This is a genomic window from Rhizobium tropici CIAT 899, from assembly GCF_000330885.1.
GTDB lineage: Bacteria > Pseudomonadota > Alphaproteobacteria > Rhizobiales > Rhizobiaceae > Rhizobium > Rhizobium tropici.
This window is the reverse complement of record NC_020059.1, coordinates 2,096,969-2,120,459: the sequence shown is the minus strand read 5'-3', so window position 1 is coordinate 2,120,459 and position 23,491 is coordinate 2,096,969. Positions and strand designations below refer to the sequence as shown.

Sequence of the window (23,491 nt, the reverse complement as noted above, 5' to 3'; positions counted from 1 at the left end):
CCTTTTCGCCAGAGGAGGCAGTGAGGCTCGTGCCTGGATCCTCGGGTCAAGCCCGAGGATGACGGAATGTTAGGATGCTCCGCGGGAAGACAACGGGCTTGCGGTAAGAGGCATAGCCAAGCTTGCTTCAGGACGAGGGTACTATCCTCACAAACGAAAAACGGCGCGGTTTGCACCGCGCCGTTCGAAACCTTGATCAGGCAGTCACCAGAGGCTTAGTTAGCCTGGATGTTGACAGCCTTCGGGCCCTTGCCCATGCGATCCGGCTCGGTGTCGAAGGTGACCTGCTGGCCTTCGCGCAGCGACTGGATGCCGGAAGCCTGAAGAGCGGAGATGTGGACGAAAACGTCCTTCGCGCCGCCGTCAGGAGTGATGAAACCAAAACCCTTGTCCTGGTTGAAGAATTTTACGGTGCCCTTGGTGGCCATGGGGGATAGTCCTTTACCCATCAGTCTTAGTTTATCCGGATGAACCCGGACGGCTTTGCTTCCGCAACATGCGAAAGCCAGTCGAGAAGTTCACGTACGGGGAAAGAACGTCTGCGCGGGTCAGAAGACCCAACCGCTGCCTGCCGCAAGCGGATCACCAAATCAGTCCAGTCACCGGCATGCAAATGCCCGAGCATGCATATGGGTGACAGGGTTTGTGGAAAAAGGCAAGGGGTGTTTTAGTCGGCAGCCTTAATGAAAGAGAAATCAATAGGTTGAAAGGCCATAGGTTCGATTTTCCGACGAATCTACTATTTTCAGACCATATAATGAGGATGCTTCCTATTCCTGAAACGCAGCTCAAATTGCCTTCGTAGGGGCAGTCGTTGCGGGTCTTGCAACGTCCGATATTGCGAGGCTGAGAACTTCTCCTGCACCAGCGTCTGAGATACCGGCTTTAGCTCGGTGTAAACACCACACAAGGCTCGGCAATCCCACGCAGTTCGTAGTCCCCCAAAGCCAGCAGCGGCATCGTCGTCTCGGCTGCGACCGATCCGGAAACGAGGATATTCTGTCCGAGCGGCTTGCAAAGGCCCTCCAGCCGGCTGACGAGGTTGACGGCGGGGCCGATGGCGGTGAAGTCCAGGCGGTCGGCGGCGCCGATGTTGCCCCAGAGCATGTCGCCGAAATGCAGCGCGACACCAAAGGGGAGCGGCGGCAGACCCTGGCTTGTCCGCGTCCCGTCGAGATGCGCCATGCCGGCGCGGATGGCGGTGGCGGCGCGAATGGCTGCCTCGCAGGCTTCCGTCGCCGTCCCATTCACCGGGAAGATTGCAAGCACGCCATCGCCCATGAATTTCAGCACTTCGCCGCCGAAGGCATGCACGGCGCCGGCGACGCGGTCGAACCAGGCATCGAGTGCCGCGATCACAACGCTTGGTTCCGTCGCTTCGGAAAGGGCGGTGAAATCCCGCAGATCGGCGCAGAGCAGGGCTGCGCGGATGGTTTCGCCGCTGTTGCGGCTGAGCGCGCCTGCCTGCACGCGGGCGGCACTTCTGCGGCCGAGATAGGCTTCGAGCAGGGTGGATAGGGTGGCGCGGGCGGCCAATCCCGCCAAGGGGGCTGCGGCAAAACGGGCGATCTCGCGCAGGTTTTCCGCTTCGGAGATGCTGAATGGCCGAGTGCCGGCCCAGGCAAGCACGGAATTGCCGGGCGCGATCCCGATCGTTTCCTCGTATATCGGGCCGAGATCGGCCAGCCAATCGCGGCCGGCCTGTCCGAGCTCCGTGCCGGCGAAGCCGAGAGCTTCGGTCACTGCGCCGGTTTCGGCGCGCCAGAGCCACGTGTGTTGCGTGATGATCGGATGCGGCGCGGCAAGCGTCAGGGCGCTGCCGGCAAGCGGGAGGCCGGCGGCCAGCAGGTGTCCGCCCAGATCGGCCAGAAAGCGTTCGGGGCTGGGCGAGGTACCGGCTTCGTCGACCAGCCAGGCGAGGGGAGCGGGCAAATCCATGCGGCGATCATGCCATGACGGTTGCCGGCTGTCATCCATACCGGTGATGCCGACGGCATTTGAAACCAAAATGATGCAGGCAACTGCTGTCGCCGCTCGGTGATATCGCGGCCATCGAGCATCGAGCCCGATGACGCCGCCCTTAAAACGTCGTCAGCTCCTGCCGTCGTGGCCGAGCCTCAGGTCCGGGCCGGGATCGCGTCCGGCGGCCACCGCTGCCATGCGGTCGAGATAATGCGCCCAACCCTCTGCATGCGCTTCGCATTGTTCGACCGTCGGCAGGCCGGTATGGGTGAGGCGCACCAGCGTCCCGCCGGGTTGCTCGATCAGGTCGATCTCCACCAGGCTCGATCCGGGAGGCACCTCCTCGCTGCCTTCCCAGCCGAAGCTATAGGCGAGGCGATGAACCGGCACGACTTCGCGGAAGGAGCCTCGCGCAAAACGGCTCCCGGTGACGTTAACGAGATAGATGCCGCCAGGCTCCGGCTCCGTCCGGGCTTCCGTGCCCATCCAGCGCAGAATCTTTTCTGGATCGGTCAGCAGTGCGAATATCGCGGCAGGCGGCGCCGAGACATGGGTCTCGCGACGGACGATCAAAGGCTCGGACATCGGTCTTTCTCCCCAGCTTGCTATCGCTTCCCACCGGCCGGTACGCGCTCAAGCGCCTTCCGTCTCCCTGTGGGCCTCCTCATATGATGCCATGTAGCCGTTGCAGCCTCGTCAGCAAGGCATTGCTCCACGCTCGCAGGCCTCAGCCTTCATAAAATCGGCAGCACCGGGCGGCAGATATCCGACAATCGCGGTCGCCTTATCGCCCGGGCCGTCCCGTCTTGCCTTTTGTCCGCCCCTTGCGCTGCTTCTCGTCTATCGGGTCCTCATAGGAGCCGACGCCCGGCTTTGCTCGGGTGATCGGCTTGTCCGGCACCTTGCCTGTGACAGGCTTTTCGGTGCGGCCGACGGTCATCTCGTCCAGTGTATTCTTGCGGAAGAGCGGCGTGCCGGCATCGCTACCCGGCCCCATTTCGTCGAGGCTCGGCTTGGCGAAATAGGAACGAGAATCCGGCGCTGGCGGTGCACGCTTGCCCGTTGCAGAACCGCGGCTTTCGAGGCTCTTCGCTTCCTCGCGGGCGAGCGGGTCGTCCATGGCGGCGAGTTCGACGGCCTTGAGGCGCTTGATCTCGTCGCGCAGCCGCGCCGCCTTTTCGAAGTCCAGGTCGGCGGCGGCATCGCGCATGGATTTTTCCAGCGCGTTGAGATGGGCCTGCAGATTGTTGCCGACGAGATGGCCGCCATCGGCAAAGCCCTTGCCGGAGGCGCCGCCGATATCGGCGCGGACATGGTCCTTCTCGTAGACGCTGTCGAGGATGTCGGAAATCTTCGCCTTGACCGATTCCGGCGTGATGCCGTGTTCCTCGTTGTAGGCCATCTGCTTTTCGCGGCGGCGGCTGGTCTCGTCCATCGCCCGCTGCATCGAGCCGGTAATGGTATCGGCATAGAGGATGACCTTGCCGTCGACGTTACGCGCGGCACGGCCGATCGTCTGGATCAGCGACGTTTCCGAGCGCAGGAAGCCTTCCTTGTCGGCATCGAGAATGGCGACGAAACCGCATTCGGGAATGTCGAGGCCTTCGCGCAAGAGGTTGATGCCGACGAGCACGTCGAAGGCGCCGAGGCGCAGGTCGCGGATGATCTCGATACGCTCCAGCGTGTCGATGTCGGAGTGCATGTAGCGCACGCGCACGCCCTGTTCGTGCAGATACTCCGTCAGATCTTCGGCCATGCGCTTGGTGAGCACCGTGCAGAGCGTGCGATAGCCCTTGGCGGCGGTTTCGCGGATTTCGCCGAGCACGTCGTCGACCTGGGTGCGGGCAGAGCGCACTTCGACAGGCGGGTCGATGAGGCCGGTCGGGCGAATGACCTGTTCGGCGAAGACACCGCCGGATTGCTCCATTTCCCAACTGCCCGGCGTTGCCGACACCGCGATCGTATCCGGGCGCATGGCGTCCCATTCCTCGAAGCGGAGCGGCCGGTTGTCCATGCAGGAGGGCAGACGGAAACCGTATTCGGCGAGCGTCGCCTTGCGCCGGAAGTCGCCTCGGTACATGCCGCCGATCTGGCTGACCGAGACGTGGCTTTCGTCGATAAATAGCAGGGCATTGTCAGGGATATATTCGAACAAAGTCGGCGGCGGCTCGCCGGGATTGCGGCCGGTCAGGTAGCGCGAATAGTTCTCGATGCCGGCGCAGGAGCCGGTCGCCTCCAGCATCTCGATATCGTAGCGCGTACGCTGTTCCAGGCGCTGCGCCTCGAGCAGGCGTCCGGCCTTTTCCAGTTCGGCCAGCCGGATTTTCAGCTCTTCCTTGATAGCCTTGATGGCGCCGTTCAGCGTCGGGCGCGGCGTAACATAGTGCGAATTGGCGTAGATCTTCACCGATTTCAGGTCGCCGGTCTTCTGGCCGGTCAGCGGATCGAATTCGGTGATGGCGTCGATCTCATCGCCGAACATGGAGATGCGCCACGCGGCATCCTCCAAGTGGGCCGGGAAGATTTCGATCGTATCGCCGCGAACGCGGAAGGAGCCGCGGATGAAATCCATGTCGCGGCGCTTGTATTGCTGCGCCACAAGGTCTGCGAGAAGCTGACGCTGGTCCAACCGGTCGCCGACATTCATCTGGAACGTCATCGCCGTATAGGTTTCGACCGAGCCGATACCGTAGATGCAGGAGACCGAGGCGACGATGATGCAATCGTCGCGTTCCAGCAGCGAGCGCGTCGCCGAGTGGCGCATGCGGTCGATCTGCTCGTTGATCGAACTTTCCTTCTCGATGAAGGTGTCCGAACGCGGCACATAGGCTTCCGGCTGATAATAGTCGTAGTAGGAGACGAAGTACTCGACCGCGTTGTCCGGGAAGAAATTCTTGAACTCGGAATAGAGCTGTGCCGCCAGCGTCTTGTTCGGCGCCAGGATGACGGCGGGGCGTTGCGTCGCCTCGATGACCTTGGCCATGGTGAAGGTCTTGCCGGAGCCGGTGACGCCGAGCAGAACCTGACTGCGCTCGCCATTCTCCAATCCTTCGACGAGGTCGCGGATCGCCGTCGGCTGGTCGCCTGCGGGCTGATACTCCGAATCCATGCGGATCCGGATGCCGCCTTCGGATTTCGCCGGCCGGGCAGGGCGGTGCGGCGTCCAGAGCTTGCCATCCTTGAAGAGAGGATTGCCGCTTTCGATTAGCTTCGATAGCGCCTCGACGGTGGCCGTAACGCCTTCGCGCGAAATTTTGTCGGCGTCCTCAAGCGCGATGTCGAGACCGGCCACCGGGTTGAGGCCGGCAGCGGCACGCGTCTTCGGATCGGTCGATCCACCCATCGATGTGCCGCGCCCTGATTTGGATGCAGCTATCTCTACCTTCTTGCGGTGCTTGCCGGCCTTCGAAGCGATCTCGCGCTGGGTTTCGACGCCGGATGCTTCGGCATCGACTTCGAGCTGCTTCACCCAATCGGCAACGCTGCCGCTGAGCGGCGCACCTTCAAACGGTGCCTGCGGCGCCTCTTCGAAACCGGTCGGGGCGGGGGATTTTTTCGATGATTTGGCCATGAGGCGAATATGGCGACAGATCGCGCAGATGTGAAGGGGCAAAGGGTACAAAAGGGAAACAAAGTGGCGGATTTTTCCATTCGCCGGCGATGTCAAATATGTTACAACCCAAGGGCGGCCAGTGCGTTATCGCTGATCCAAAGTCCGCATAGCGCGATCCTCGCAGGCGCCAAGGGAGGAACCAGCCGCAACGTCGACATGTCCGGCCAATGCCGGGCTCCCCCAGCTTCGACGGCATCCGGTATTGCCCGCCTCGCCGCCGCCATCCGGTCGGAGGATCATGATGACCGCATTGGATAGCTTACGTTCCCTGTCCCCCCAGCAGCGAAACACCGTGATCGCAGCCTATCTGGGCTGGACGCTGGACGCTTTCGATTTCTTCATTTTGGTTTTCGTTCTCAAGCATATAGCCGAGGAGTTTCACACCGACGTCCCGGCGGTTGCCGTGGCGATCTTTCTTACCCTCGCCATGCGGCCGCTCGGCGCGCTGATCTTCGGGCTCGCGGCGGATCGGTTCGGGCGGCGCACGATCCTGATGGTCGACGTGCTGCTTTATTCCGTCTTCGAATTCCTGACCGGCTTTTCGACCGGCTTGACGATGTTTCTCGTCCTGCGTGCGCTTTTCGGCGTCGCCATGGGCGGGGAGTGGGGCGTGGGCGCGTCGCTCGTCATGGAGACGATACCGGAGGACTCCCGTGGTCTAGTGTCGGGTATCCTGCAGGCCGGGTATCCTTCGGGCTATCTGATCGCCTCGATCGTCTTCTTCCTGCTGTTTCCGATCATCGGCTGGCGCGGCATGTTCTTCGTCGGCGCGGTGCCGGCGCTGCTGGTGCTCTATATCAGGCGTAACGTGGAGGAATCTCCGGCCTTCCTTCAGCGGCAGGCCAAGCCGCAACGGCCGTTTCTCACCGTGCTGCGCGAGAATATCCCGCTCTTCCTCTGGGCGGTGCTTTTGATGACCGCGTTCAATTTCTTCAGTCACGGCACCCAGGATCTTTATCCGACCTTCCTTGAAACCCAGCGGCAATATGATTCCTATACGGTCGGCGCCATCGCCATCGTCTACAATATCGGCGCGATTGTCGGCGGCCTGACCTTCGGTGCTCTGTCACAGCGCTGGGGCAGGCGGCGGACGATCGTCATCGCGGCGCTGCTGGCCATACCCGTCGCCCCGCTCTGGGTCTGGGGCCACGGACCTGTGATGCTCGCGATCGGCGCCTTCCTGATGCAGCTGTTCGTGCAGGGCGCCTGGGGCATCGTCCCCGTGCATCTCAACGAATTGTCGCCGGATGAGGTGCGCGGCACCTTCCCCGGATTTGCCTATCAGCTCGGCAATCTGCTGGCTTCGGGCAATGCCTCGATCCAGGCGGGATTGGCCAAGCAATGGGGCGGCGACTATGCGCTGGCGCTGTTGATCGTCGCCTGCATCGTGGCCGTCGTTGTGGCGTTGTTTGCCGGCTTTGGCTTCGAGAAGAAGGGTGTTCGGTTCGGCGGCAAGGACGCAGGGCAAGCCGATAGTGTCATGCAAACCTGAACCGGTTGTCGTCATTCCATCTCGAGGGCCGGCGATCCTTACCGGCCCTTCTTCACTTTCCGCAGATTTCCGAGATCTTGGCCTGGGCAAAGCCGCGGGCAAGTTCCTGTAGGCCTCCGACCGAGGAGATCAGCTCGCCGATCGGGCCATTGATGCCGAGATGCAGGTCAGTGATGTGGCATGCGCCGACATCGACGGTCATCGAGGCATCGAGTTCCCCCTTGATCGTCGTCTTCAGTACGCCATGCGATTTGCAGGCCATCTCTGCATGGGCATTGATCTGGACGCCACCGTTCGGACCGTCGCAGACATCGAGCGATTTCACCTCGAACTTGTCCTTGTGATCGACGCCGGGCAGCTTCTTGCAGGGATCGGCCTCATTCACGGACTTCTCGATCTCGGGGCCAAATTTGCTCTGCAGCAGCGACCAGCAAGAACCGGGCGCAGCTTGTGCCGGCATAGCCGCCATCGGAAGCGGAGAGAGCGGTAGCACGATCGCCGCCGTCAGCGAAGCCATGCGAAGCGGCGGCAGAAGCGAGACGAGGAACATGGGATACTTCAGGTTCACGACGATCTATCCTCTCAAAAGAAGAAGCAGCAAATCAGGCGCGGCGCGCCAACAGTCTTCCATCTCTTCCTTCACCAAGGCAATCCCCGGCATGCTGCTTTACGGGTATCGGCATATTTTCGGCAATTCACCGAGAGCGGGGGCAGATGGCCGGCGAGTCGCGACGGCACCGGTCGGCTGACGCCTCATATCGGAATGGGCTGTCCGCCGGAGCGGTCTTCCTGTTGTTGGTCCTCGCCGCCGTCATAGCCGAGGTGCTTCGCCTTGCGGAACCATTCTGCCGCCTTGCCCGCGTCCGCGGTGACGCCATCGCCGTCGCGGTACATCATAGCGAGATTGTAGGCCGCGCCGGCATAGCGATGTTCCGCCGCCCTTTCGAACCAGTAGACGGCTCGATGGCCGTTCTTGGCAACGCCTTCGCCATCGCGGAACATGACGCCGAGGTTGTATTCGGCCTCGACATCGTTCTGCGCAGCAGCCTTCAGGAACCATGCGATCGCCTCGGCCTGATCCTGCTTGATCCCGTCGCCATCGGCATACATGGCTCCGATATTGAATTGCGCGCTGACATCGCCTTGGTCGGCTGCCTTCTTGAACCAGGAGAAGGCGGCGGCACTGTCCTTGGCGACGCCTTCGCCGTCGCGATACATAATGCCGAGATTGTATTGCGCCTCGACTTTTCCCTGTTCGGCCGCCTTGCGATACCAGATGACGGCCATGGTCTTGTCCTTGCCCGTGCCATCGCCCTGATCATACATGGTGCCGACATTGAACTGCGCATCGGTATCGCCCTGTTCGGCGGCCTTGCTGTACCAGGCAAACGCCTGCGGCTTGTCCTGTGCTACGCCTTGGCCCGTGTCGTAGACGACGCCGAGATTATACTGTGCATTGAGGTATCCTTGTGCCGCAGACTTCTTGTACCAGGCAATGGCCTGGCCTTTGTCGGCGGTAACGCCTTCGCCCTGATCGTACATGGTGCCGACATTGAATTGCGCTACGGCATTGCCCTGATCGGCGGCCTTCTTGTACCATCCGAGGGCGAGCGTCAGGTTCTTTTTGACGCCATTGCCCTCCTCATACATTTGTCCGAGTTTCAGCTGTGCGGCGGCATTGCCCTTGTTCGCCAGGGGCCGCCAGTAATCCAGGCCCGATTTGATATCGCCGCGATCGTAGCCGTTTCGTCCGACATCGGCTTGTGCGGCTCCCATTGACGCCAGTGCGAAGAGCAAAACTGCTGCCGCCTTCTTCCAGTTCACAATCTACCTCTCACTCGAAATCGGTTGAATAACATGTCGAGCGCTTCGCGACCGCTAGGGCACGAGCACCATCAGCAAATGAAATAGGAGCCAGCCCGTGCTTTTTTTGCTGGCAGCCCCTTGTCCCAGCGGTCCGAGATCCTTGATCGGGCCGTCGCCATTGGCTTCCATATAGCTGAGTCCGTGCTGCGCTTCCGGCAATCCGTTGGCCGCTGCCTTGTTGAACCAGTCGGCAGCGGTCTTGGAGTCCTTTGGCACGCCATAGCCGTTATAATACAGATATCCAAGACCGTATTCCGCCCGAGCATCGCCCTGATCGGCTGCTTTGCGAAACAGAGCGGCCGTTTGGCCATAGTCCTTGGGAACACCCGCGCCCTGATAATAAAGGTAGGCGAGGGCATATTCGCCCTGTGGATTGTTCTGGTCGGCCGCCTTGCGGTACCAGCTAGCGGCGGTCGATTTGTCAGCCTTTGTCCCCTGACCGTTTTCGTACATGTAGCCGAGCGCATATTGCGCATCGGCATGACCCTGGCTTGCCGCCTTCTGGTACCAGTCAAAGGCTTTGCCATAGTCCCTGCCAACGCCGCGGCCGCCGGCATACATGTAGGCGAGGGCATATTGGCCCTGTGCGTCGCCTTGTTCGGCGGCCTTGCGATACCATCTCACCGCGCTGTCATCGTCAGCCTTCACGCCCTGACCGTTTTCGTACATGTAGCCGAGCGCATATTGCGCATCGGGGCGGCCCTGATCGGCAGCTTTGCGATACCATTGCAGCGCCTGCCTGTAGTCTCGGGCGACGCCTATCCCGTTCGCAAGACTGTAACCAACGGCGTATTGGGCGTCGGCGCGGCCTTTTATCGCCGCTTTCATATACCAGGAATAGGCTTCGGCATCGTTCCGTGTCACACCCTTGCCGTTGGCGTAGGCATAGCCGACTGCATACAGACCCTGCGCAACTCCTTGATTGCCGGCCTTTTTGTACCAAGCGACAGCCTGTTCCTGGTCTTCTTCGGCGCCTTGACCGTTGTCGTACATGTAGCCGATTGCGTATTCGGCGTCGGGCCGACCTTGGTCAGCCGCCTTGCGATACCAGCCGAGTGCGATCGCCTCGTCCTGATGCACCCCGAGGCCATTAGCATACATGTAGCCGAGCGCATATTGCGCCTGCGCCTGTCCCTGGGAGGCGGATTTTTGATACCAGGCGACGGCGTCTTCATCACTGACGGCCATGCCGCGGCCATTGGCATAGGAATAGCCGATGGCATATTGGGCATCGGCATTGCCAGCCTGCGCCGCCCTTAGATACCAGTCGTTTGCCTGCTTCAGATCGGTATCGACGCCGCGGCCGCTGGCATACATGTAGGCGAGTGCATATTGGGCCTGCGCATTGCCTTGCTCAGCCGATTTCCGATACCAATCGACGGCCTGAGCGTCATCCTGTTCCACGCCCTGACCGTTGGCGTAACGGTAGCCGAGACCATATTGGGCGGCCGGATTTCCCTGTTTTGCGAATTCCACCCAGTATTTCAGGTCGATTGTCGTATTGGCGGGTCCTGGGGCTGGGTCCTCGGCGTGAGCAAGCCAGGGCAGCGAAAGAGCGAGCGCCAATCCCAATGCATAGCTCTTTGTCCTCAAGGCTTCAGTCTCCCACCTGCGTCCCAGACCGCAATCGATCTGAACAATATGGCGATGTCTTGGTCAAGGATCGCAGAAACCCAAATGGCGGTGGATTTAATGCCCGCTGGCGGATGCGATCGCTATACCGGAAGCACGTCGTAGAGGCGGAAGATCCATGTGATCTGATAGATCAGGCCGACGATCACGAATGCCGCCTGGAAGCGCCGGTTAGCGGTGATCGAGGCGATGATGCAAAGGATGACATAGACGACATTGCGTATCGGATATTCCCAGCCGAGCGACCGGAAATAGGCTTCCCCCTTCAGCAATGTGTCGATGAGGTCTACCGCGTAGGTCACGGCGAGCAGGCCGAAGAACCAATGGCGGCGAGAGATGAAATATTCCTCGAAGCCGCCATAATCCTCGACCGACGGCGGATTGAGCAATACGCAGAGGAAATAGAAGAGGCAGCAGAAGCAGATGAGGAAGAGGTAGACGCCGAAATTGATCTGCGCAACGGATTGCAGCCGGTACTCCCACCACCAGAAATGGATGATGAACAGGAACATGGACAATACCCAGCCGATATGGACGGGGTAGATCTTGTTCTTGCCCGGTGCCTGCACGAAACCGGCAAGCCGGGTCAGAAGCTGAGCCAGCGAAAGGCCGATCACCATGCTCATGACCGTCCTGATATAGACGTAGACTTCCGGTGTGTGCGTGGAATCCATCGCGTCACCTCTCCTCGGGTACGGCCTTCGGCAAGCCGTTTTCATCGAGCGCGACCATGATGAAGGTCGCAGCCGTCACTTTCTCCAGGCTGTTATAACGGGCGCGGTGCGCCCATGCTTCGACGCTCAGGGTGATCGAGGTGCGGCCGACGCGTTCGACATCGGTGAAGACGCTCAGCGTATCGCCGATCTTGACCGGCAGTTCGAACGCCATCTCCTTGACCGCGGCCGTGACCACGCGGCCGCGCGCCCGCTCGGCGGCGCGGATGCCGCTTGCCAAGTCCATCTGCGCCATGACCCAGCCGCCAAAGATATCGCCGGCAGGATTGGCGTCGGCGGGCATGGCAAGCGTGCGCAATGTCAGCTCGCCTCTTGGTTTGACGCTGTCATTCATTCATCTGCTCCTGTTCACGGTCGATTCCGACAATCAGCCTATGCAATCCTGCCGCGATGGAAAAGCCATACCCGCATTTCAATGGAGGACTCCTGTGGGTGTTTTGCTTCAAGCCACTATGCGGTGACGTGGCGCCTGCGTGAAACACCGAGATCACCCTGTGGTAAGCTTTCGTTCACCCTTCCCATTTAGGGTTTGTAATCATTGCCGACCGTGGCTGGGGCAGCGGATCAGGATTATGGCCATTTTACCCATTCTACGGCGGGTCGCGCTGCCATTGCTATTGTCGTCGGCGCTGGTCGCCTGTACGGCCGACAGTCTCGTGCCGCCGTCCGGCATCGACAGTTCCTCGCGTGTCGGGTCCATCAAGCCGCATCGCAGTATGCCGCAGCGCCAATTTGCCTATCAAGGGGTACAAGATCCGGTCGTTTCCGCATCGAGCAACTACAAGAGCGGCGGTCCCCTTCGTTCCAACGGCACTGGCGAGGCTGTGACCACCACGGATGTCGAAGCCGGCTTAGCACAGCAGTCGGATATTCCCTCTCAGGGCGTCAACATGGATGCCGAGCTTGGGGTCGGGCCGAGCGAAGAGGCGCAATCCGCCTCGGTGGTGGGATTGGCGCAGGAAGAGCAGCAGAACATTGCGGAAGGTCAGTCCGACCAGCCCGTGGTCGATGGCATCGGCACCGATGCGCCGGTACAGACCAACCGGTCGATTATTCAGCGGCCGGCGGCACAGGCCGAACTCAACCAGTCGCGGATACCGAGGCAGCTGCCGGGAACGCAGGTCGCGATGCTGCCGCGTGTCGAAAATCCGATACCGCGCCTCGATCAGCAGTTCGAAGCGCCGCAATCGACGCCGGGCATGATGCCGCCTTCTGAAATCGCCTGCCGTCGGGAATTGCAGCGCATGGGCGTCGTCTATACCGACAAGCCGGCGATCTTGAACGGTCCTGCATGTCAGGTTCCCTATCCGGTTTCGCTCAGCGGCCTCTCAGGCAATATCGCGGTGCGGCCCGCCGTCACGTTGAATTGCCAGGTGACGCTCGCCTTTGCAAAATGGGTGAAGAACGAACTGGCGCCGGCGGCACGCACCCGCTACTGGACCGGCATCGGCACGATCGTACCGCTCGGCGGCTATTCCTGCCGGCGGATGAACAATAGCCGGCAACGCTATAATCCGATGTCGGAGCATGCGCATGGCAATGCGATCGATGTCGGCACCTTCGTCCTGAAGAATGGCCACGTGATCGACGTGCGGAAGAAGGGCTTGTTCTCCTTCCGGGAAGGACGGTTGCTCAAGGCGGTGCGCAGCGATAGCTGCCGCTATTTCGATACCGTGCTCGGCCCCGGCAGCAATCCGGAGCACTGGAACCACTTCCATTTCGACCTCAGGGACCGTCAAGGCGGCCGGCGCTATTGCAGCCTTTGATTGGCCTTTTGCCGGGACAGCATCCGCCCTTGCCAAACGCGAAAGCTGATTTACCTTTCGGCGGAATCGCGCTCAACTGCGTGAGCTAAATGGCAGGGAGGGGTTCATGGAAGACATACCGAGACGAAAGAGAAGCCTGGGAAGAGCGCTCCTTGCCGCCCTGATTGCCATCATTATCGTCATCGGCGGCCGCTGGTATGCTTATGTCGCCTATGCCGATGATCCCTTCGATGAAGTCGGTATCGGTCTCAACTCCATGATGCCTGGACCTATTCGCGACAAGGGTTGCGCGATGCTGAAGGCGCGGTTCGAACACAAGACGTTGCCGCCGGCGGGTTGCGGCGTGAACGGTAATTGGTAAGTTTTTCAGATCCCAAGCTGGCAAAAAAGAAAAAAGCCGGCGGAGCCGGCTTGAGCGGAGCATGGCAACGACGGGGGATCCTTGCCAGTTCCAGAAAAGAACTTCATTTTGCAATGATGCTGCACGCAATATGAATGCAAAGCAATAAATCGGCCAATACAGCAGGCGCTGACGGTGTCGCCAAGAGGCGTTAGGCGGAGTTGCGACAAACGTTGCTCACCTAAGGAGCTATATGCCCGACGAAGGTCACGATTTGATGACAGCTTATTTACCCTGGGCGAACGCTGTGTTCCGCTACCGTGGGGTGGTCAAAGGTTAGAACCGGTTATATAGCGGGCAAACGCCGCGAAATTCATCACAAAAGCCGGACTTTGCCTCGCTATGGCTCCGATCATTTCCATAAGTAATCTGACCAAAACCTACTCCAACGGGTTTCAGGCGCTGAAAGGTGTCAGTCTCGATATCGAGCGAGGGGAAATCCTGGCGCTGCTGGGGCCGAACGGTGCCGGCAAGACAACACTGATTTCCATCGTCTGCGGGATTGCCAACCCGAGCGGTGGGTCTGTGACCGTCGGCGGTTATGACGTCGTGCGCGATTTCCGCGCCACGCGCAGCCTGATCGGCCTCGTGCCGCAGGAATTGACGACCGATCAGTTCGAAACCGTCTGGAATACAGTCAGCTTTTCGCGCGGGCTTCACGGCAAGAGGCCGAACCCCGAATATATCGAGAAGATACTGCGCGATCTTTCGCTGTGGGAGAAGAAGGACAACACGCTTCGCCAGCTTTCCGGCGGCATGAAGCGGCGCGTGCTTATCGCCAAGGCCCTCTCGCACGAACCGGAGATCCTGTTTCTCGATGAGCCCACGGCCGGTGTCGACGTGGCATTGCGCAAGGACATGTGGCATGTGGTCGAGCGCTTGCGCGTATCCGGCGTCACGATCATTCTCACAACGCATTACATCGAAGAGGCCGAAGAAGCGGCCGATCGCGTCGGGGTCATCAATGGTGGCGAGCTGCTGCTGGTGGAGGAGAAGAGGGCGCTCATGGCCAAGCTCGGCCGCAAGCAACTGATCCTCGATTTGAACGAGCCGATCGAGGCTGTACCCCAGTCCCTCGATGGGAACGGGCTTTCGCTTGGGCCGAACGGCCTGACGCTGATCTATGATTTCGACGCTCAGCACGAGCAGTCGAGCATTGCGGCGCTGCTGTCGAAACTCGGTGCCGAGGGAATTCATTTCAAGGATCTCTCGACGCGCCAAAGCTCGCTCGAGGATATTTTCGTCTCGCTGGTGGAGGCAGGCAAATGAACTTCGAAGCGGTCAAATCCATCTACGCCTTCGAAATGGCCCGTACGCGCCGCACGCTGCTGCAGAGCGTCGTTTCGCCGGTCATTTCCACATCGCTCTATTTCATCGTCTTCGGCGCGGCGATCGGTTCGCGCATCAATCTGGTCGAGGGCGTCTCCTACGGAGCATTCATCACGCCCGGCCTGATCATGCTGACCTTGCTCGGCCAGTGCATCAGCAACGGCTCCTTCGGCATCTATTTCCCGAAATTCACCGGTACGATCTACGAGGTGCTGTCGGCGCCTGTCGCCATGACGGAAATCGTGCTCGGCTATGTCGGTGCGGCTGCCACCAAGGGGATGCTGATCGGCCTGATTATCCTCGCCACGGCAAGTTTCTTCGTCGATATCAGGATCGAGCATCCTTTCATGATGATCCTGTTCTTCGTGCTGACGGCCGTCACCTTCAGCCTATTCGGCTTCATGATCGGCATATGGGCCGGGAATTTCGAACAGCTGAACCTGATCCCGATGCTGGTCGTGCCGCCGCTCACCTTCCTTGGCGGCAGCTTCTATTCGATCAACATGCTGCCGCCCTTCTGGCAGGCGGTCAGCCACCTCAATCCCGTCCTCTATCTGGTCAGCGGCTTCCGCTGGAGCTTCTATGGCATTGCCGATGTCAATCCGGTGCTGAGCCTTGCCATGATCACGCTCTTCCTTGTCGTCTGTCTGGTGATCCTCGGATGGATTTTCCGGACAGGATATCGCTTGAGAAATTGATGGCGATGCCGGGCTGGCGGGACTAAGAAGGCCTGCGGCTTTTGCAGCCGCAACAAAATGGTCCAGGAAAGCATTCAATGTCGCAGGCTCATCTCACCCCCCCGCTGTCCCAGGCACTTTCCCGGCTCGATCAACTGACCAATTGGGAACGCAAGCCGCGGGGAGAGATGCGGGTCGGTCTTGAGCCGATGCTCGATCTCATGCAACGCCTGGGCAATCCGCATCGGAGTTTCCGCGCGATCCACGTCGCGGGCACCAAGGGTAAAGGATCGGTATCGGCGCTCCTCGAAGCCGGATTGCTGCGGGCAGGCTGGCGGGTCGGACGTTACGGATCGCCACATGTGGACCGCGTGAATGAGCGTGTCAGCATTCTCGGCCAGGAGGTCGAGGACGATGCACTGGCGACGGCGATCATGCAGGTTCTGGATGGCTATGAGGACGCGAAACAGGCCGCAACCGCTGCCGAGGACGCAACCTGGTTCGACGTGATAACGGCTGCCGCTTTCGTCGTTTTCAGGGATGCCGGTTTGAGCTGGGTTGTGGTCGAGGTCGGGCTTGGCGGCAGGCTGGATTCGACGAATGTGGTCTTCGGCGAAGTCGCGATCGTCACGAATATCGGCCTTGAGCACACGGAGATTCTGGGAAGCACGCGCGCGGCGATCGCGCGGGAGAAGGTCGGCATATTGAAGCCCGGCGCGACGCTTGTGACGACGCTTGCCGCCGCCGACGTCGCAGGACAGGTGTTGCAGCAGCGCGCCGATGAGCTGGGCTGCAAGGTCCTGCGAACCGACCTTCCCGAGGACGCAACGATTGCGGAGACGAATATCGCCCTGGTCGGAGTGGTGTTCGATCATCTGGGACGGCAGGGTGAGAGTGTGCGGGAGGGAGGCGCAAAGGGTCAGCCGATCGGTGCACGGCTGCTCGAAAAAGCTGTTATCGACAAGGCGCGTCTGCCGGGACGGATGGAGCGTTTCGACGTCTCTCTGCCGCCTGCATTGGCAAAGGGGCGGCAAAGCCTGCCCGTCATCATGGATGGCGCGCATGTGCCGTTCAATATCGAGGCTGTGTTGCGCGATATTACGCGCTCCTCCTCGGTCAGCGGCGAATGTGTTGCCATCGTCGCACTGGCATCCGACAAGGACGCGCCCGGTTTCTTGAATGTGCTCTCGCGATATGTGGCCTATGCGGTCTTTACGGAAGCGTCCGGATCGGGTCGCGCTCATGCTGCGATCGAGCTGGAAGCGTTGGGAAGGTCCGTGGGTGTGAATTGCGAAGCCGAGCCCGACCCGCACAGGGCGCTGGATCGGGCGATGGTGAAAGCCGCCGAGCGCGGCGGCTGGATGCTTGTTACCGGTTCGCTCTATCTTGTCGGGGCGCTGCGTGGCGCCGTCCTCAGAAATGCCCAATGACGACGAACATAGAGATCAGGCCCGCGCTCGCCGGTGATGTTGCTGACATCGCCAGGCTGCATCGCGCGATCTGGTGCGATACCTATCGCGATCTGGCGCCTATCGAAGTCTATCGGGTCCTTGATGAAGATTACCGTCGCGCGCGATGGGCCGATATGCTGGCCACTCCGCGTCGGGATCAGCGTGTGTTCCTGGCTGAACAAGGTGCGCGACTTGTCGGCATCGGCGCGATTGCAGCGCCGTCCGAGGCGGCATTCGAGGGGCGCGGTGAGATAAAATCGCTCTATATCGATCCCTCCATCAAGCGTCAGGGACTTGGCCGCTGGCTCATGCGGACAATGATGGAAGAGTTTGCTGCCATGGGATATTCGGGCGCCGCGCTCGGCGTTGTCGTCGGTAACGAGCCGGCGATCGCCTTCTATCGCGCCCTTGGAGGGCGGTTGATCGGCCGTTACACCGATCCGGGACCTGTCTGGCGATCCGACAATCTCATTTTCGCATGGGACGATCTGTCTCTTCCAAGCTGAGCGCCCCATGCGAGCGCTGGACGTGATTGCCTTTTCACGCCAGTGCCTTCCTGCGTGGTGCGATGGTCATGGCCATGACACCTGCCACGACACAGACAAGACCGATGGCTGCCGTCGGGGATAGAGGCTCGCCGAGGAAGGTAACGCCGATGCCGACGCCGATCGGGACGCGAAGATAGGCCTGCGCCGTCGTGCCGACCGAGCCGAGGGTCTGGATAAGTCGAAAATAGATGCTGAAGGCAAGCGCGGTGGAGACGACCGACAGGCCGAGCAGTGCCAGGATCGAGGCTGTCGATGGCGCAATCTGCCAGGGGTGTTCGACAATCAAGCTCGCCGGGATCAGGAGGGCAGCACCGCAAAGCAACGAGCCGGCTGCGGGCATCATCGGGTCCAGTCCCTTGAAATTGCGGCCGAACAAGGCGGCACAGGCATAGCAGATAGAGGCGGCGACAACGGAAAGCTGCGGCAGCAATTGGCGACCCATTCCATGTAGTGCATCGAGGCCGATGATCAGGCAGATGCCCGCCATTCCGGCAATCACGCCAAATAGCTTGCGTCCCGTCAACGGCTCGCTGCGCAACAGGAAGGCGGAAATCAGGAAGGCGAAAATCGGTGTCGTGGAATTCAATATGGTCGCCAAACCGGCATCGACGGTCTGTTCCGCCCAGGCGATCAACGTGAAGGGAATGGCACTGTTGAGGCAGGATTGAATGAGGAAACGCTTCCATGTGGCGGCGTCTCTCGGCAGGCTCAGCCCGCGCCAGCGGATGATGGCGAGAAGGACAAGACCGGCGATCAGGGTTCGCGCGGCAATCAGCGTGATCGGCGGAATGGTTGCCACGCCGATGCGGATGAAGGTGTAAGAGGCGCCCCAGCAGGTCGCGAGTGCAAGGAGAAGCAGCAGTTCGGTCGTCAGGTTGGGTCTTGCCGGCGTCATCGTTTTTCACTCTTATAAGGTTTGGACATGCCATCTTTTAGAGTGAAGAGGCCGGCGAATGCTTCGCTCCCAACCGAACTATCGCATGCGGTGGTTCATCAGTCCCGCAGTCGAAGCTCGTCCGTCTGCATCTGCATGGACCCCAGGGTTTCGAGAAAGCTCATGCCGAGCAGGCTCTGATCGAGCCTGCCTGCTTCGGCCACGCTCGCTTGGACATCCCTGCGCTTGATCGGGCCGATTGCCACCGAGCCGAGTTCAACGGGAGCCGCTCTGGCGCGGCCGTTGGCGGTCAGTACCGTCTGCGAATAGGTGAGGTTTTCCGGAGTGATACCGACGCGCTCGGCGTCTTCCTGCGACAGGGCGATGGTGCTGGCGCCGGTGTCGATCAGCATGTCGATCGGTTGGCCGTTGATCATGACCTTCGCTTCGAAATGCCCGTTCGAACGTTTGTGAAGGATGACCTCCTGACCGCCTTCGCTCGTCGTAACGACGACGGCATGGCCGGGCATCAGGCCGGCAAAGAGGCGGTTGCCGACCTGTTCGGCATCGCGGCGATAGATATAGGCGGTCGCAAGCGCCATGATGATGACGAACCAGATGAGAAGATTGCGGATCGATTGGCTGACCGTATGCCGGCTAGCCCAGACGGCGGCGCTCATCATCAGGGCGATCGGTACGAGATAGACGACACGCGCGAAGTCGTCATTGCGCATGCCGAAGGTGGAGCCGGTATTATTGTTGAAGATGAGCAGTGCGAGGCCGATGCCGAGAATGACGAGAACGATGTTCAGGCGGTTCATACGACACTGCGCTCCCGTGCCATCCTTTGGCGGCGGGTCTCCCGGCGCGGCTTGCGTTCGACCTTGGTCAGGCGCTCCGGAAGCATTTCCATGATCTGACGGCGCTCGTCGTCGCTATAGCTCATCCATGCGCCGATTTCAGCAGATGTGCGGCCGCAGCCGAAGCAATAGCCGGTGTTCTGATCAATGGAGCAGACGAGGATGCAGGGTGTCAGCATGGGATCATATATCGATGCTTCAAACGCACATGGCAAGGGTGCAGAGCGACGCGATCTCGCAAATCTGCTGGGTCGCGCCGATCGTATCGCCCGTATGGCCGGTCAATTTCTGGCGGACATATCTTGTGGCAAGAAATGCCGCGACGCTTGTCGCAAGAAGGCAGCCAACCAGCGCCCGAATGCCCATGGCAGGGCCGACGAGCAGTACTGCAAGGCCAAGTGTCGCAAGCAGCGCCAGTTGCATGGCGTCGCCATCTGGCTTGCCCGCTGATGCCGCGATCCCATCCGGTTTGGCTGGTGGCAGGGCGTACCAATGCCAGACCATGGCGCCGCGGCTCAAGACGGCCGCGGCGAGGATTGCGACCGCGCCGTCCTCAGGCGGGAGATGCCGCGCGATGGCGGCAAGTGCCGCCGCCCGCAATCCGAAGGACAGTATCAACGCTGCCGCCCCGTACGTCCCGATACGGCTATCCTTCATGATTTCGAGTGCGCGCTCGCGGTCCTTGCCGCCACCCAATCCGTCTGCCGTGTCGCTGAGCCCGTCTTCATGGAGGGCGCCGGTCAGGAGCGTGTGCACGGCAAGCGCCAGCAATGCGGCCATCAACGGATCGGCGTTGAGGGCAAGCAGCACGCTGAAGGTCAGTGCAGAGGGCAGGGCGATCAGCAGGCCGGCGACAGGAAAAGCGCGTGAAACACGCGAGAGCTTGCCGTCATCGCCTTCGAAGAAGGACGACGGCACGGGAATGCGGCTCAAGAAAGCGACGGAGCGCGCGATGTCACGCATATATTCCCGCATTTCTTCCTCTCCCCGCCATACGCGCGACAGCATCGGGCGCTTTTGGAGTTGTTCACGCCGATTCCCAGGATTAATAGAGTCGCACGCAAAGAACCCGATTTGAGACTAAAAGACAAGGAACGCATTCATGAGCGTCAGCGGCCTCCCATTCGACGATTTCCGCGCATTGCTGCGCGACCTTCCAGGCCCGGATGCCCGGGCGCTCGTGGCCGCGCGCGAACGTGATGCACAGCTCACCAAGCCGCCGGGCGCGCTTGGAAGACTGGAGGAAATCGCTTTCTGGCTGGCGGCCTGGACTGGACGTTCGCCTGCAGTGACCCGGCCTCTGGTGGCGATCTTTGCCGGAAATCATGGTGTCACCAAGCAGGGGATCACCCCGTTTCCGCCTTCGGTGACGCAGCAGATGGTGGAAAATTTCGCAGCCGGCGGCGCAGCCATCAACCAGATCTGTGTTGCCTACGATCTCGGCCTCAAGGTCTTCGATCTCGCGCTCGAGTTCCCGACCGGGGACATCACCGAAGAACCGGCATTGAGCGAACGCGACTGCGCTGCCACGATGGCCTTCGGCATGGAGGCGATTGCCGGCGGTACGGATCTTCTCTGCATTGGCGAGATGGGCATCGGCAATACCACGATCGCCGCGGCCATTCATTACGCGCTCTATGGCGGCAAGGCCGAAGACTGGGTTGGCCCAGGCACCGGCTCGGAAGGTGAGATGCTGAAGCGCAAGATCGCTGCCGTCGAGAAGGCGGTCGCGCTCCATCGCGATCATCTCAACGATCCGCTGGAAATCCTGCGCCGCCTCGGTGGCCGCGAGATCGCCGCCATGGCCGGCGCCATCCTCGCGGCGCGCATGGAGCGTATCCCTGTTATCATCGACGGCTATGTCGCGACGGCCGCCGCCTCTATTCTCAAGGCTGCCAATCCCTCTGCCCTCGATCATTGCCTGATCGGGCATGTCTCGGCCGAGCCGGGTCATCTCCGTTCGATCGAAAAGCTCGGCAAGACGCCGCTTCTGGCGCTCGGCATGCGGCTTGGCGAAGGTACGGGGGCGGCATTGGCCGCGGGTATCGTCAAGGCTGCGGCAGCCTGCCATTCGGGCATGGCGACGTTCGAAAGCGCGGGGGTTACGAACAAGCACTGAAAAACCGAGCGGCGAAACGTTGAAATAAACGTTTCGCCGCTCAGTTTCCTGTAGATGGTCGGTTTTCCGTCATAAAACTGCAATGAATTTCGAGGCGGCGAGAGCTGTCGCCTTGCTTCGCCCACGGTGAGGCGGTATTCGCAAGGCATCCAGATTGCAACCGGGACAATACGGCGGAGCGCGAATGGCTGAGTTTTCAAAATCAGCGGTCAATAAGGAGACCGGGATTCGGCACTTTTTCGCCGCCGCCGGCTATTCCTGGGGCGGTTTTCAGCGGCTGTTGCAGGAATCGGCTTTTCGCCAGGAGCTCCTTTTTGCCGGAGTGGGACTGATCCTGTTGATCGCCGTCGGTGCGACCATCGGTGAGATCGTCATTGCCATGGTGTTGTTCCTCGCCGTCTTCGCAGTCGAGGCCATGAATACGGCGGTGGAAGAGGTGATCGACCGGATATCGCCGGAGATTTCCAACGTCGGCAAGCACGCCAAGGATCTCGGCTCCTTTGCCGTTCTCTGCATGCTGGTCGCGTCCGGTATCTACATGCTTTACGTCATCGGCAGCCATCTGCTATTCCGCTAACAATCAGAGTCCATGCTTCGTTTAAGCGAAGCTCTTCTTTCGCCGCTCGGCTAGCGGGGCATCCTCGACCGCCGGCAGGCTTTGCAGCACGCGCTTGGGCGGTAGGATGGCGATGACTTCCGTGCCTTCCCGCAGCTTGGATTTCAGCATGAACTGGCCGTCATGCTTGGCGAGAATGGCCTGTACGATCGGCAGCCCGAGGCCCGTACCTTGTTCGGCACTCTTGATGGCGATAGAGCCCTGGCCGAAGGCCGACAGCACAATCGGGATCTCTTCTTCGGGAATGCCCGGACCGTTGTCCTTGATCGCGACATATTCGCCGCCACCGGCCGTCCAGCCAACCTTGACACTGATCTCGCCGCCTTGCGGCGTGAATTTCACTGCATTCGACAAGAGGTTGAGGATCACCTGGCGCATCGATTTCTCATCGGCCCAGACGGAAGGCAGCTGCGCTTCGAATTGCGATGAGATCGAAATATTCTTGGCGCGGGCACGCAACTGCACCATGCCGATGCAATCCTCGGCAATATCGAGGAGAGAAATTGCTTCTTCGTTCAGCTCGTATTTGCCGGCCTCGATACGAGAGAGGTCGAGGATTTCGTTGATCAGGTTGAGCAGGTGCTGGCCGGATCGATGGATGTCACTGGTGTATTCGCGATAGGTCGGATTGTTGAGCGGCCCCATGACCTCCGCCGACATGACTTCGGAAAAGCCAAGGATCGCATTCAGCGGCGTTCTAAGCTCGTGCGACATGGAAGCAAGAAAGCGCGATTTGGCGAGATTTGCTTCTTCGGCACGCCGACGGGCCTCGTCGGACATTGATTTCGCGACTTCGAGTTCGGCGATCAGATCGTCCTTCTCCGATTGGAAAGAGAGAATCTTCAGGTTCGACTGATACATGCGGTTGGTGATGAAGCTGAAGAATATCACGGCAACCGCAATGGCTGCGGTGAGGGCGATATCGGAAGGCCTTCGCGTCAGAATGGCTGCCACGGTAAGCGCCACGGTCGCCGGTGCGAAGGAAAACGGAACAGCTCGTGGCAGCATGAAGCTGGACATGGCCGTAATGCAGATTGCCGCTAGCAGGGTCGTGCCCTTGTAGAAGGCGAAACTGTCGCCGCCGCAGGTCGCGCAATTTTGCATCGCAAAGAGAGCCCAACAGAAGCCGACGAGCAATTGCCCCAGCAAAAGCAGCTGTCGCCACTTTCTGGCGCTTTCGGCTGACATTTCCTGCTTCTTGGCGCGTCGTCCGATCAGCATGTTGATGGCATGCGCCGTGAGGATCGGAATGGTCCAGAAGAGAATGCCGGCATCACGCGTCAGGTAGACGCCGAGAACGGCAACCACGATGACGAAGATCGGCACGACGGCGGCACTCTGCCGCAAGGTGTCGATATGCATCATCATCAGTTCGCGGTCGAAATTACGGCTATGGCCGCTTTGCAGGCGCTCGCGCGTTTGCCGCACGGCCTTCGACACAGCCCGGTTACGGTGACTGCGCGATCGGTCGACAATGTTTTTATCTGTCGATGTGCTGACGCCGTTGCTCATGGTTACATTGAAACTTAGCCTGCCTGAAGCTACACCCTAG

The 23,491-nt window shown here is 60.4% G+C and carries 23 protein-coding genes; 9 read left to right on the top strand and 14 right to left on the bottom strand.

Features of this window, described 5'->3' with window-relative positions; all coding sequences use genetic code 11:
* Positions 1 to 215: 215 nt before the first annotated feature.
* The 4 genes from RTCIAT899_RS10355 to uvrB form a co-directional block, all read right to left on the bottom strand.
* A complete protein-coding gene (locus tag RTCIAT899_RS10355) occupies positions 216 to 428 on the bottom strand; it encodes a cold-shock protein (protein WP_004109325.1) in 213 nt (70 codons plus the stop codon).
* A 457-nt stretch (positions 429 to 885) separates the two neighbouring features.
* Positions 886 to 1,938 (bottom strand): adenylate/guanylate cyclase domain-containing protein, encoded by a 1,053-nt coding sequence (locus RTCIAT899_RS10350; RefSeq protein WP_041677905.1) that lies wholly within the window; start codon positions 1,936 to 1,938, stop codon positions 886 to 888.
* A gap of 153 nt (positions 1,939 to 2,091) precedes the next feature.
* Positions 2,092 to 2,547, bottom strand: coding sequence for an SRPBCC family protein (locus RTCIAT899_RS10345; RefSeq protein ID WP_015340175.1), 456 nt, complete (start codon positions 2,545 to 2,547; stop codon positions 2,092 to 2,094).
* 199 nt (positions 2,548 to 2,746) lie between these two features.
* On the bottom strand, positions 2,747 to 5,533 hold the full coding sequence (gene uvrB, locus RTCIAT899_RS10340; protein ID WP_015340174.1) for an excinuclease ABC subunit UvrB: 2,787 nt from the start codon (positions 5,531 to 5,533) through the stop codon (positions 2,747 to 2,749).
* Positions 5,534 to 5,816: 283 nt separating this feature from the next.
* Here uvrB and RTCIAT899_RS10335 point away from each other — a divergent pair, with 283 nt between their 5' ends.
* Positions 5,817 to 7,067 (top strand): MFS transporter, encoded by a 1,251-nt coding sequence (locus RTCIAT899_RS10335; protein ID WP_041677488.1) that lies wholly within the window; start codon positions 5,817 to 5,819, stop codon positions 7,065 to 7,067.
* A gap of 52 nt (positions 7,068 to 7,119) precedes the next feature.
* On the opposite strand, the gene RTCIAT899_RS10330 is transcribed toward RTCIAT899_RS10335, so the two are convergent.
* The 5 genes from RTCIAT899_RS10330 to RTCIAT899_RS10310 all read right to left on the bottom strand — a co-directional run bounded on the left by RTCIAT899_RS10330 (position 7,120) and on the right by RTCIAT899_RS10310 (position 11,633).
* Complete coding sequence (locus RTCIAT899_RS10330) at positions 7,120 to 7,635, bottom strand: hypothetical protein (protein WP_015340172.1); 516 nt, start codon at positions 7,633 to 7,635, stop codon at positions 7,120 to 7,122.
* 185 nt (positions 7,636 to 7,820) lie between these two features.
* The gene (locus tag RTCIAT899_RS10325; protein ID WP_015340171.1) at positions 7,821 to 8,891 is read right to left on the bottom strand and encodes an SEL1-like repeat protein; all 1,071 of its coding nucleotides are present in this window, start codon (positions 8,889 to 8,891) and stop codon (positions 7,821 to 7,823) included.
* Positions 8,892 to 8,945: 54 nt separating this feature from the next.
* Positions 8,946 to 10,526 carry an SEL1-like repeat protein gene (locus RTCIAT899_RS10320; protein WP_015340170.1) on the bottom strand — a complete coding sequence of 527 codons (1,581 nt, stop codon included), beginning with the start codon at positions 10,524 to 10,526 and terminating at the stop codon, positions 8,946 to 8,948.
* A gap of 122 nt (positions 10,527 to 10,648) precedes the next feature.
* A complete protein-coding gene (locus RTCIAT899_RS10315) occupies positions 10,649 to 11,239 on the bottom strand; it encodes a hypothetical protein (RefSeq protein ID WP_015340169.1) in 591 nt (196 codons plus the stop codon).
* Positions 11,240 to 11,243: 4 nt separating this feature from the next.
* A complete protein-coding gene (locus tag RTCIAT899_RS10310; protein WP_015340168.1) occupies positions 11,244 to 11,633 on the bottom strand; it encodes an acyl-CoA thioesterase in 390 nt (129 codons plus the stop codon).
* A 238-nt stretch (positions 11,634 to 11,871) separates the two neighbouring features.
* Between RTCIAT899_RS10310 and RTCIAT899_RS10305 the strand changes: the two genes are divergently transcribed.
* From RTCIAT899_RS10305 to RTCIAT899_RS10280, 6 genes are all read left to right on the top strand, one after another.
* The gene (locus RTCIAT899_RS10305) at positions 11,872 to 13,065 is read left to right on the top strand and encodes an extensin-like domain-containing protein (protein WP_041677485.1); all 1,194 of its coding nucleotides are present in this window, start codon (positions 11,872 to 11,874) and stop codon (positions 13,063 to 13,065) included.
* 106 nt (positions 13,066 to 13,171) lie between these two features.
* On the top strand, positions 13,172 to 13,426 hold the full coding sequence (locus RTCIAT899_RS10300) for a hypothetical protein (protein ID WP_015340165.1): 255 nt from the start codon (positions 13,172 to 13,174) through the stop codon (positions 13,424 to 13,426).
* A gap of 381 nt (positions 13,427 to 13,807) precedes the next feature.
* Entirely contained in the window at positions 13,808 to 14,734 is a 927-nt protein-coding gene (locus RTCIAT899_RS10295) for an ABC transporter ATP-binding protein (protein ID WP_015340164.1), read from the top strand.
* On the top strand, positions 14,731 to 15,492 hold the full coding sequence (locus RTCIAT899_RS10290) for an ABC transporter permease (protein WP_015340163.1): 762 nt from the start codon (positions 14,731 to 14,733) through the stop codon (positions 15,490 to 15,492). Before RTCIAT899_RS10295 ends, RTCIAT899_RS10290 begins: the two co-directional genes overlap by 4 nt.
* Positions 15,493 to 15,569: 77 nt before the next feature.
* The gene (locus RTCIAT899_RS10285; protein ID WP_041677482.1) at positions 15,570 to 16,901 is read left to right on the top strand and encodes a bifunctional folylpolyglutamate synthase/dihydrofolate synthase; all 1,332 of its coding nucleotides are present in this window, start codon (positions 15,570 to 15,572) and stop codon (positions 16,899 to 16,901) included.
* The gene (locus RTCIAT899_RS10280; protein WP_015340161.1) at positions 16,898 to 17,428 is read left to right on the top strand and encodes a GNAT family N-acetyltransferase; all 531 of its coding nucleotides are present in this window, start codon (positions 16,898 to 16,900) and stop codon (positions 17,426 to 17,428) included. The genes RTCIAT899_RS10285 and RTCIAT899_RS10280 overlap by 4 nt, the downstream gene beginning before the upstream one ends.
* Positions 17,429 to 17,462: 34 nt before the next feature.
* On the opposite strand, the gene RTCIAT899_RS10275 is transcribed toward RTCIAT899_RS10280, so the two are convergent.
* The 4 genes from RTCIAT899_RS10275 to RTCIAT899_RS10260 form a co-directional block, all read right to left on the bottom strand.
* Positions 17,463 to 18,365: a DMT family transporter gene (locus tag RTCIAT899_RS10275; protein WP_015340160.1), complete on the bottom strand. Its 903-nt coding sequence runs from the start codon at positions 18,363 to 18,365 to the stop codon at positions 17,463 to 17,465.
* A gap of 98 nt (positions 18,366 to 18,463) precedes the next feature.
* The gene (locus RTCIAT899_RS10270; RefSeq protein ID WP_015340159.1) at positions 18,464 to 19,165 is read right to left on the bottom strand and encodes a retropepsin-like aspartic protease family protein; all 702 of its coding nucleotides are present in this window, start codon (positions 19,163 to 19,165) and stop codon (positions 18,464 to 18,466) included.
* The gene (locus tag RTCIAT899_RS10265) at positions 19,162 to 19,383 is read right to left on the bottom strand and encodes a DUF1289 domain-containing protein (RefSeq protein WP_015340158.1); all 222 of its coding nucleotides are present in this window, start codon (positions 19,381 to 19,383) and stop codon (positions 19,162 to 19,164) included. The genes RTCIAT899_RS10270 and RTCIAT899_RS10265 overlap by 4 nt, the downstream gene beginning before the upstream one ends.
* Before the next feature lie 19 nt (positions 19,384 to 19,402).
* The gene (locus RTCIAT899_RS10260; protein WP_015340157.1) at positions 19,403 to 20,179 is read right to left on the bottom strand and encodes an adenosylcobinamide-GDP ribazoletransferase; all 777 of its coding nucleotides are present in this window, start codon (positions 20,177 to 20,179) and stop codon (positions 19,403 to 19,405) included.
* 127 nt (positions 20,180 to 20,306) lie between these two features.
* On the opposite strand from RTCIAT899_RS10260, the gene cobT reads away from it, so the two are divergent.
* Entirely contained in the window at positions 20,307 to 21,323 is a 1,017-nt protein-coding gene (cobT, locus tag RTCIAT899_RS10255; RefSeq protein ID WP_015340156.1) for a nicotinate-nucleotide--dimethylbenzimidazole phosphoribosyltransferase, read from the top strand.
* A 184-nt stretch (positions 21,324 to 21,507) separates the two neighbouring features.
* Positions 21,508 to 21,900: a diacylglycerol kinase gene (locus RTCIAT899_RS10250; protein ID WP_015340155.1), complete on the top strand. Its 393-nt coding sequence runs from the start codon at positions 21,508 to 21,510 to the stop codon at positions 21,898 to 21,900.
* Between the two features lie 21 nt (positions 21,901 to 21,921).
* Here RTCIAT899_RS10250 and RTCIAT899_RS10245 read toward each other — a convergent pair whose 3' ends face one another.
* Positions 21,922 to 23,451 (bottom strand): sensor histidine kinase, encoded by a 1,530-nt coding sequence (locus tag RTCIAT899_RS10245; RefSeq protein ID WP_015340154.1) that lies wholly within the window; start codon positions 23,449 to 23,451, stop codon positions 21,922 to 21,924.
* Positions 23,452 to 23,491 lie beyond the last annotated feature (40 nt).